Annotated in this window: 6 protein-coding genes; all 6 read right to left on the reverse strand. The window is 38.9% G+C overall.

What is annotated here, in order from left to right; all coding sequences use genetic code 11:
• Window positions 1-1,897: hypothetical protein (locus Q0L68_RS12440; protein WP_296703590.1), on the reverse strand; the 1,897-nt coding region annotated here is incomplete at its 3' end.
• On the reverse strand, window positions 1,894-3,180 hold the full coding sequence (locus Q0L68_RS12445) for a serine hydrolase (protein ID WP_296703592.1): 1,287 nt from the start codon (window positions 3,178-3,180) through the stop codon (window positions 1,894-1,896). The genes Q0L68_RS12440 and Q0L68_RS12445, both read right to left, overlap by 4 nt.
• Entirely contained in the window at window positions 3,177-4,856 is a 1,680-nt protein-coding gene (locus Q0L68_RS12450; RefSeq protein ID WP_296703594.1) for a PQQ-dependent sugar dehydrogenase, read from the reverse strand. Before Q0L68_RS12450 ends, Q0L68_RS12445 begins: the two co-directional genes overlap by 4 nt.
• Window positions 4,857-4,977: 121 nt before the next feature.
• Window positions 4,978-6,771 carry an acyl-CoA dehydrogenase family protein gene (locus Q0L68_RS12455; protein WP_296703597.1) on the reverse strand — a complete coding sequence of 598 codons (1,794 nt, stop codon included), beginning with the start codon at window positions 6,769-6,771 and terminating at the stop codon, window positions 4,978-4,980.
• A 41-nt stretch (window positions 6,772-6,812) separates the two neighbouring features.
• Window positions 6,813-7,988 carry an acetyl-CoA C-acyltransferase gene (locus tag Q0L68_RS12460; RefSeq protein WP_296703600.1) on the reverse strand — a complete coding sequence of 392 codons (1,176 nt, stop codon included), beginning with the start codon at window positions 7,986-7,988 and terminating at the stop codon, window positions 6,813-6,815.
• Between the two features lie 59 nt (window positions 7,989-8,047).
• Complete coding sequence (locus tag Q0L68_RS12465; RefSeq protein WP_296703602.1) at window positions 8,048-8,407, reverse strand: four helix bundle protein; 360 nt, start codon at window positions 8,405-8,407, stop codon at window positions 8,048-8,050.
• Window positions 8,408-8,563 lie beyond the last annotated feature (156 nt).

The following is an 8,563-nucleotide window of genomic DNA, read 5'->3' on the forward strand; positions in this document are numbered from 1 at the left end:
TTAACTCTAAAGTATAACTGGCCAATATTGAATCTGGGATCACAGGTTTTGCTCCATCTTTCCAAAGCGTATCAATATCCTCGTTTAACTTTTCATAATTCCAGCCTAAATAAACTGCTCTACTTCCCTTTTTGCCATATTCCATATCGACTTCTTTTTCTTTCCAGACAGTTAGGTTTTCTCCAAAAGCTGAACCCAGAATAGATATAGTTTTGACATCAAAGTCTTCCTCATAATTCGCCCAAAACTTGGTGTTTGAATCTTCAAATTGATTAAGATAGATCGCATCGGGAAGCCATTCTTTTCCTTTTCGTGCATCTGTAAAAAGAGGTAAATATTCTTCTCGACCATTCAAGGTTACTTCCAAGAATGCTCCGATAAATACTTTTGCAACTTCTCTTTGATCCTCGGGAGCCATGAGTTGCTCGTAATTGAGAATCCCTTTAAAAGTGGCTAAAATATCATTATCGCCCCAAGAGGTATTGAATTGTCCATGATTCGCACCCGATATATAAACAGCTGATTTGAAATGATAAAGACTATCGGTAAACTTAATGCGTTCGTACTGAACGGATCCTGCAAAAGAAGTTACATCTGCATCTTGAGCTCCATGAATTGTGAGGTAATCAACATTTTCAAATTTTGTTCCGGATCCTCCAGGTTTATACTGCCCATCAACAGGAGCGATGGCAACAATTGATTGGATATTAAAATGGTATCCAAGTTTGACCGTGGCATCATCTGGATAATAATCCATTGCATTTAGCATCGCTGCATGGCCTACTGCTTCTCCACCCCGGGAATGTCCCATCAAAGCAATTTTATCCATGTCAACTTTGCCTTGAAGTGGATGACTGCTATCTGAATTCCAGTCTTCCCAGACCCTCAGGTGCTCTAAGAGCAACCAACCACGTGCATCATTTTCTTTCTCAAGTCCACCAAAAAGATCAGTCCAAGATCCATTGATGAAATTTTCATCCACAGAAGCCAAAATAATTCCTTTTGAGGCCAAAAACTCTCCCAAGTAATCATAACCTGGATCAGAAAAATCCTGCATGGGGTGATTTCCATGAACTACTAAAACAAGAGGAAATGGTCCATCTCCTTGAGGCATCCAAACCCTGGCATTGATGGGCAATTCTTTGGAATCAAAACCCCAATATCTCTCTCTCCACCAGCCACCAAATTTTTCCCAATTATCCAAAAATGCCCTTCCGTCAACAGACTCCGTTTTGTATGTTATTCCTTCTGCAAATTCATTTCTTCGTAAGTCATTTCCTGAACCATAGGTGAAGGTGAAAAAATCCAATTTTCCTTCCTCAGCCGGTGAAGGTACTGAAATGGGATTCACTTGGTCGGCAGTAAGACTAGCTGCATTAATCTGCTCATCCATCTCCAAACCACGGATGCTTGCAAAATAAATCAGCGCTATCAAGCCAGCTATTCCAACTACAAAAGCCAGATCTGCAACCACTTTCTTAGCCAATGTCAGTTTTCTAAAATGACCTGGTCGAAACATTGCTATTCCAGCTCCGATCAATGAAAATACAAGAATTAAGTATGGAGCAAATCGCTCATCATTCAGACGAACAAAATTCAACAGAATGATGGATATGATTAAGGCAATTTTATACGTTTTGGGAATTTCATGAAATTGCTTGATGAGCCAAGTGCTTAAATAAGCTACTAAAAAGGCAACACCTGTGATGATCAATCCCAAAAGAAGAATCCAAGGGTCTCTGAAATTGATACTCATTCCTATTGCCTCAATACTAAAAACAATAAGGGTAAGAATTAGTAAGCCTACTGCTGCTCCTCTGACTGCATATTCGCCAGGTTTGATCAGGTTAAGCTTGGCTTTGATCCAAGTGCTTACTTTTTTAAATAACTTCTTCATGGGTTATTCCCTTTTGGAATATACTTGCCGTAAACCGCATCTCTAAAATTTTTATGAAGGCTAATTCCATCGTATGGGTAAAGCTGAACAAACATCACTGCTGTCAATTCATTCACAGGATCTACCCAAAATAACGTACTCGCTGCACCATCCCAGAAAAATTCTCCTACCACACCATTCATTTCTTCAGGGGTAGCAGGAGGATCTGTCCGCACGGCAAAATCAATCCCAAAACCAACTCTTCCTTTACTTGGGAGCCAAGATCTTTCCGTGACAGAATCAGGAAGGTGATTCGTAGCCATCAGTTTTACAGTTTCTGGTTTTAAAATAGTGGTTCCTTTAAATGTTCCTTCATTGACAAGCATTCTGGCAAAAGTCATGTAATTATCCAATGTAGAAGTCAACCCAAAACCGCCTGGGGTCAATGGCCATTTTTTCAAGTTAAATGCGTGGGCTGAGGAGTCTGGCATTTGTGTTAATTCTCCATCACCTGTTCGCTGGTAAGCAGCAGAAAATCTATCTAAATCTTCCTCACGAACCACGTATCTAGTATCGTCCATGTTTAAAGGTCCTAAAACATAATCTTGAACATAGTCTTCATATGGAATTCCAGAAATTCTTTCCACCAGAAAAGCCTGAACGTCTACCGACTGTCCGTATTCCCATTGCGTTCCTGGCTGAAACCATAGTGGTGTACTTCCTATTTTTTCCGCCATCACCGTCAGTGTATTTTCAAAGCTTCTGGCATCCTTCTCCTTCATCACTTCGCTCAATCCAGGAATGTTATCACGATTTGGAAAGCCCGCAGTATGTCTGGTAATATCTCTGATTGTTACCGGGCGATCCGCATCTACCAAAATCATGTTTCCGTCTGCATCAACTCCTTCATAAACCTTCATATCTGCAAACTCCGGAGCATATTTTTCCAAAGGATCATCCAGTTGAAATTTTCCTTCTTCAAAAAGAGTCATCAAAGCAGTTCCTGTTATCGGTTTGGTCATGGAATAGATCTGCACAATGGTATTTCTATCCATTGGGATCTGTTTCTCTTTGTTTGCAAAGCCAAAAGCATTGAAATAAACTTCTTGATCCTTCTCATAAATCAAAGCCGAAATACCTGCTACATTTCCTGAATTGACATAGGCTTGAAGCGTGGAATCTAGCCTCCCAACAGCTTCATCGTTAACTATAAAACTGGATTCTTTCTCTGGCTTTTGACAAGAAATCAGAAAAATAAAAGCTAAAAGAATGATGGAAGGGAGGACTTTTAATTGCTTTTTCATTGTGTTCCAATGATTTTATAAATGTTACCTTGATTCTTACTCATGATATAAACTTGCTTTTCAGAATCAATTCCAAATTTTAGATCCACTCGGCCACCTACCAGCTCTTCCATTGTCATATCTTTCCCTTCGAAATGGACTTTTAAGCTTTTCACTTCAGGGGTTGGCTTTTGGGACAGATCTGCAAAAAATAATCTTCCTGTTGGAATATCTCCGAACAAAAGTTTCCCTTTAAGTTGACCCTCCGGCATAAAATATCCTGCAAAAACGGCTACTGTTTCATCATGCTCCAATTGAATCAATGGATAAGTCACACCTTTTTCGGCATCATCTTTTGGTAATGGATATAAGGTGCGGAAACTACCAAATGGATTAATCATAAACCTTCCTTCTCTGATCGGCCAACCATAAAACTTTCCTGGCTCAATCAGATTGATCTCTTCAATGCTATGTTGCCCTATGTCGGTAGCATAGAGCGTACCATTTTCATCCCAAAAAATTCGGTTCGGGTTTCGGAACCCATAGGCTAAAACCTCCCCAGCTTTTTCAGGATCTCCGGCAAATGGGTTAATTTCAGGAATTCCATATTTCCCATTTACTCCATTATTTCCTGATGGATCAATTCTCAAAATACTACTGTAAACTCCTGATCCTCCATGATTGGAAACATTTGCAAATCGATTTTCAACTGTTCCTCCATCTCCATAGCCAATGTATAGCAACCCAAAGTCCGGATCTCCTTCCTTTGAATTTGGATTGAAGGTTAACTCTTGCATTCCATGTGCTTGTGAGGAATTATTGAATCTTAGAATTTCTCTACTAGTGCCTTGGAAGACTTTAGAATTAGGAGAATCTGCTTTCCACTCCGTCAGCACCCACTGCATAAATACTTTTAAACTGTCTGTATAACCAAAATCAGAAGCTTGTGTACCTCCAGGTTCGGTATGGGCTGTATAGAATAGCCCATTTTCTTGAAACTTCGGATGAAAAGTAAAGCTCCCCAATCCTGTTGCCCATCCTGGCTTACTCACCATAGCTGGTCTTTGCTCCAAAAGATTTAGATAAAGCTCTGGCTTTTGATCTACTAACTCATACATTCCAATGCGTTGATCATTGATCATTAATCTAGTGGTACCTGGAATAGGCTCCATTTTGGTCATTTTGGCTAAGGCCGGCATCGTATCAGAGGCGGGTAACTGTGCAAAAAACTCCAATTCAACCATTATGCCAGAGTCTTGAATTTTCTCTGGGATAAGATTAGAAGTGGTATCTCCCAGAATTTCAATTGGCAGGGTTTCAAATGTGTGTAGATAACTAAGAATAGAATTTAAATCCGAATCTGAAAAATTGGGAAAACCTGGCATTTCAGACTTATAAACAGAAAGTAGCCTAACTGCTCTTTCATCCTCTGCTGCTATTATTTCAGCCGGGTTTTTAATGAACTTTTTTATCCATTCTGTTTCTATTTGGCGGGTTAAACCGCTCAAATTTGGACCAATGGCATTTTCATTGAAATTATGACAGGTAGAACATTGCTGTTCAAAAATTTTTTTTCCTGTTTTTATTTGCTCAATGTCGGCACTTATTTCAGTACCAAATTCTTTTGATTTATCAGAGGTACAGGAAAGGGCAAATAGTAACAACCCTATTTCAAAAAGGTAACTTAGCTTTTTCATCGGTACTAATTTGGTGGTTTTTAGCTAATACCGAAATAATTATTGCCATTTTAGTTAAAAATGAAATAAAAAACCTCTGGCACAATGTACCAGAGGTATCTCCAATTTAATCCCTGTTTAGTTAAAATGGGTATTTCCCTTGCTCGATCATATAATCGGCAATTTGTCTTCTAAGTTCTTTCGTGTTTACCAAATCTGCTTTAGTAAACCTCTTTAAACCCATTAGCATAACTTTTTGCTCATCTCCTTTTGTGAAACTGGCAATTGCTTCTTTTGCTGCTGCGTTAATTTTATCTATTGCTTCAGCAAGATATACTTGGCTCATAGCAATTTGGTTAGAACATGCTTCAAGTCCATTTATGCCTACCAGTTTTTCTGTTCTTAAAATAGCCGATTCTGATGCATAAATTTCGATCATTACATCTGCAAGATTCATCATGATTTCCTGCTCATCTTCGATTTTATCCTGAAGAGCCATAGCAGCTTTGCCACCAACCATCAAGAATACTTTTTTTAATTTTTTGAGGACTTCTTTCTCTGCGGCAAATAACTCAGAAGTATCAATTGTTTCAAAAGAAGGTACAGAAGTCAACTCAGCAGAAACTGCCATTGCAGGCTCAAATAAATTCACTTCGCCTTTCATCGCTCTTTTAAGCAACATCCCGATCATCAACATCCTGTTAATTTCATTTGTGCCCTCGTAAATCCTTGAAATTCTGGCATCTCTATAAGCTCTTTCCATAGGGGCTTCAGCGGAATAACCCATACCACCATATACTTGTACACCCTGATCAACAACATAATCCAAGACCTCGGATCCATGTATTTTAGCGATGGCACATTCCATGGCAAACATTTCAACTCCTTTCAATTTTGCCTCACTTTCGGACATTCCTTCTCCGATAAATTCGTTGATTTGATCCTCTATATCTTGTCCAGCTCGGTAACATAGGGATTCTGAAACATACGTTCTTATAGCCATTTCAGCCAACTTCGACTTGATCGCACCAAACGAGTTGATGCTAACTCCAAATTGCTTTCGCTCAGTAGAATATTTAATGGATTTTGTGGTAACTGTTCTAGTACCCCCTAAAATTCCAGATCCTAATTTTACTCTACCGATATTCAAAATATTTACTGCGATTTTAAATCCATTTTGGCGATCAGAAAGCATGTTCTCAACCGGAACTTTACACTCATTAAAGAAAACCTGTCGGGTAGAGGAACCCTTTATTCCCATTTTCTTTTCCTCTTCATTCATGGTAATTCCACCAAATGTCTTCTCTACAATGAAAGCTGTAAGATTTTTATCATCTTCTATTTTAGCAAAGACAATAAACAAATCTGCAAACCCAGCATTGGAAATCCACATTTTCTGACCATTGATCAGATAGTGTTTACCATCTTCCGTTAAGGTTGCTTTTGTCTTACCGCTATTTGCATCTGATCCAGCATCTGGTTCTGTCAAACAATAACAAGCCGCCCATTCACCGGTTGCTAGTTTAGGAAGGTATTTTTGTTTTTGTTCCTCTGTGCCATAGTACAAGATTGGAAGTGTTCCTATTCCTGTATGAGCACCATATGTTGTAGAAAATGATCCCGCAGAACCAATAATATCTGCGATCAACATTGAGGTAACGAAGTTCATTCCCATTCCTCCATATTCTTCTGGAACAGATATTCCCAACAAACCTAATTCCCCGGCCTTTTTGAATATTGCGGGTACAAGATCCGGATCCTTCATACTGTCAATCTCCTCAATTTTTGGAGTGATTTCAGTATCAATAAAATCTTGACAAGCCTGGGCCATCATTTTTTGTTCTTCTGTAAACTCCTCTGGAATAAAAATTTCCTGAGCTTCGGTTTCCCGGATGAGGAATTCTCCTCCTTTAATAGATTTTGATATTGTTGCCATATAGAATGGATATTTTTTAAAATTTGAAATTCGATCTAGAATTATTTTAATAATTCGTAAACTCCAGCCACTCCCTGACCACCACCTACGCAAGCGGTCACTAAACCGTATTTTTTATTTTGCCTTCTTAACTCGCTAAAAATCTGAACAGACAATTTAGCTCCCGTACATCCTAGCGGGTGTCCTAATGCTACAGCTCCTCCATTGACATTGACGATGTCTGGGTTCATCTCCAAAGATTTTATTACTGCTAAACCTTGTGCAGCAAATGCTTCATTCAGTTCAATCAAATCAATATCATTCAAAGCCAGTCCAGCTTGTTTCAGGGCTTTTGGAACAGCTTCTTTTGGTCCGATACCCATAATTCTAGGATCAACTCCAGCAACACTATACGACATCAGACGTGCTACAGGCTCCAAATTCAATGATTTCATAAATTTCTCTGACATCACTACTACGAATGCCGCACCATCTGAAGTCTGAGAAGAATTTCCTGCTGTTACCTGACCTCCATTTTTAAATGCTGGCTTCAATCCTGCCAAAACCTCTTTGGTTGTTCCCGCTCTTGGCCCTTCGTCGGTATCGACAGTATATTTTCTGGTTTTCTTTTTTCCTTTTTCATCCAAATAGGTTTCTTCTACCTCTACTGGGACTATCTCATCCTTGAATTTTCCTGCACTAATGGCGGCTAATGCTTTTTCATGAGATTTAACTGAAAACGCATCTGCTTCCTCTCTAGTGATCTCATATTCCCTCGCCAATTCCTCAGCAGTCAATCCCATACTGATGTAATAGGAAGGGTGTTCTGTTGCAATCTTATAGTTCAAAGCCGTTTTATAGCCCATCATTGGAACAAGTGACATACTTTCCGTACCACCTGCGATGATACAATCGGCCATTCCTGCTTTAATCTTTCCAACAGCCAAAGCAATCGCTTCAAGACCTGATCCACAATATCTATTGATAATAAACCCAGGATTATCAATACCTAAGGCAAGAAGAGAGATCATCCTTCCCATTTGCATGCCTTGTTCCGCTTCAGGAACCGCATTACCTACTATAAGATCATCAACGTGCTTAGTTTCCAGGCCGGGTGTATTCGCTATCAAATGCTTTATCACATCTGAGGCAAGATCATCGGGTCTATAAAATCTAAAGCCCCCTTTTTTTGCTTTTCCTACTGCTGATCTATATCCGTTTACTATATATGCTTCCATTAATTGTTTTGTTTATTAGTTATTTGGGATTTAGGGTATTAAGTATCAAGTAACTAGTATCAAGATTTAGCCTCAATTGAAGATTTAAGTCCCATGATCATTCGTTGAACTTCAGAAAGATCATTTTCCAATTCTCTAGCTACTACCGAATCAAGTATTCCTACTCGTTCAGAAATGATCATTTGTGTTTCCAATTCAAAACTTTCACCAAGACTGATTTCCAAAGAGTTCACAAACGATTTGCCCGAAGATTTTGCACAGCCTTCAGCAATATTTGAAGGTATAGATACTCCAGCTCTTCTCATTTGAGAAATTAGACCAAACTTTTCATCAATTGGGTAAGTCTTTGTGACCGAATAAATTTTGACAGCAAAATCAACTGACTTCTGCCATACTTTAAGCTCTTTGAAATTGTGCATAGTTTGTATGTTTACCTTTACAGTCTATCTATTTGATACTAAAATCTTACTACTTAATTTCTCAGCGGTTTTCCTTTAAAGAGAATACTGTGAATTCTTTCCAATGTCTTTTTCTCACCGGTCAAACTCAAGAAAGCCTCTCTTTCCAAATCCAAT

Origin of the sequence: Algoriphagus sp., from assembly GCF_024642405.1 — a bacterium.
In the GTDB taxonomy this organism is placed as follows: domain Bacteria; phylum Bacteroidota; class Bacteroidia; order Cytophagales; family Cyclobacteriaceae; genus Algoriphagus.

Bases quoted from the DNA above. Each gene is read 5' to 3' on its own strand.
- Q0L68_RS12445 (WP_296703592.1), bottom strand. From the start codon at position 3,180: ATGAAAAAGCAATTAAAAGTCCTCCCTTCCATCATTCTTTTAGCTTTT.
- Q0L68_RS12450 (WP_296703594.1), bottom strand. From the start codon at position 4,856: ATGAAAAAGCTAAGTTACCTTTTTGAAATAGGGTTGTTACTATTTGCC.
- Q0L68_RS12455 (WP_296703597.1), bottom strand. From the start codon at position 6,771: ATGGCAACAATATCAAAATCTATTAAAGGAGGAGAATTCCTCATCCGG.
- Q0L68_RS12460 (WP_296703600.1), bottom strand. From the start codon at position 7,988: ATGGAAGCATATATAGTAAACGGATATAGATCAGCAGTAGGAAAAGCA.
- Q0L68_RS12465 (WP_296703602.1), bottom strand. From the start codon at position 8,407: ATGCACAATTTCAAAGAGCTTAAAGTATGGCAGAAGTCAGTTGATTTT.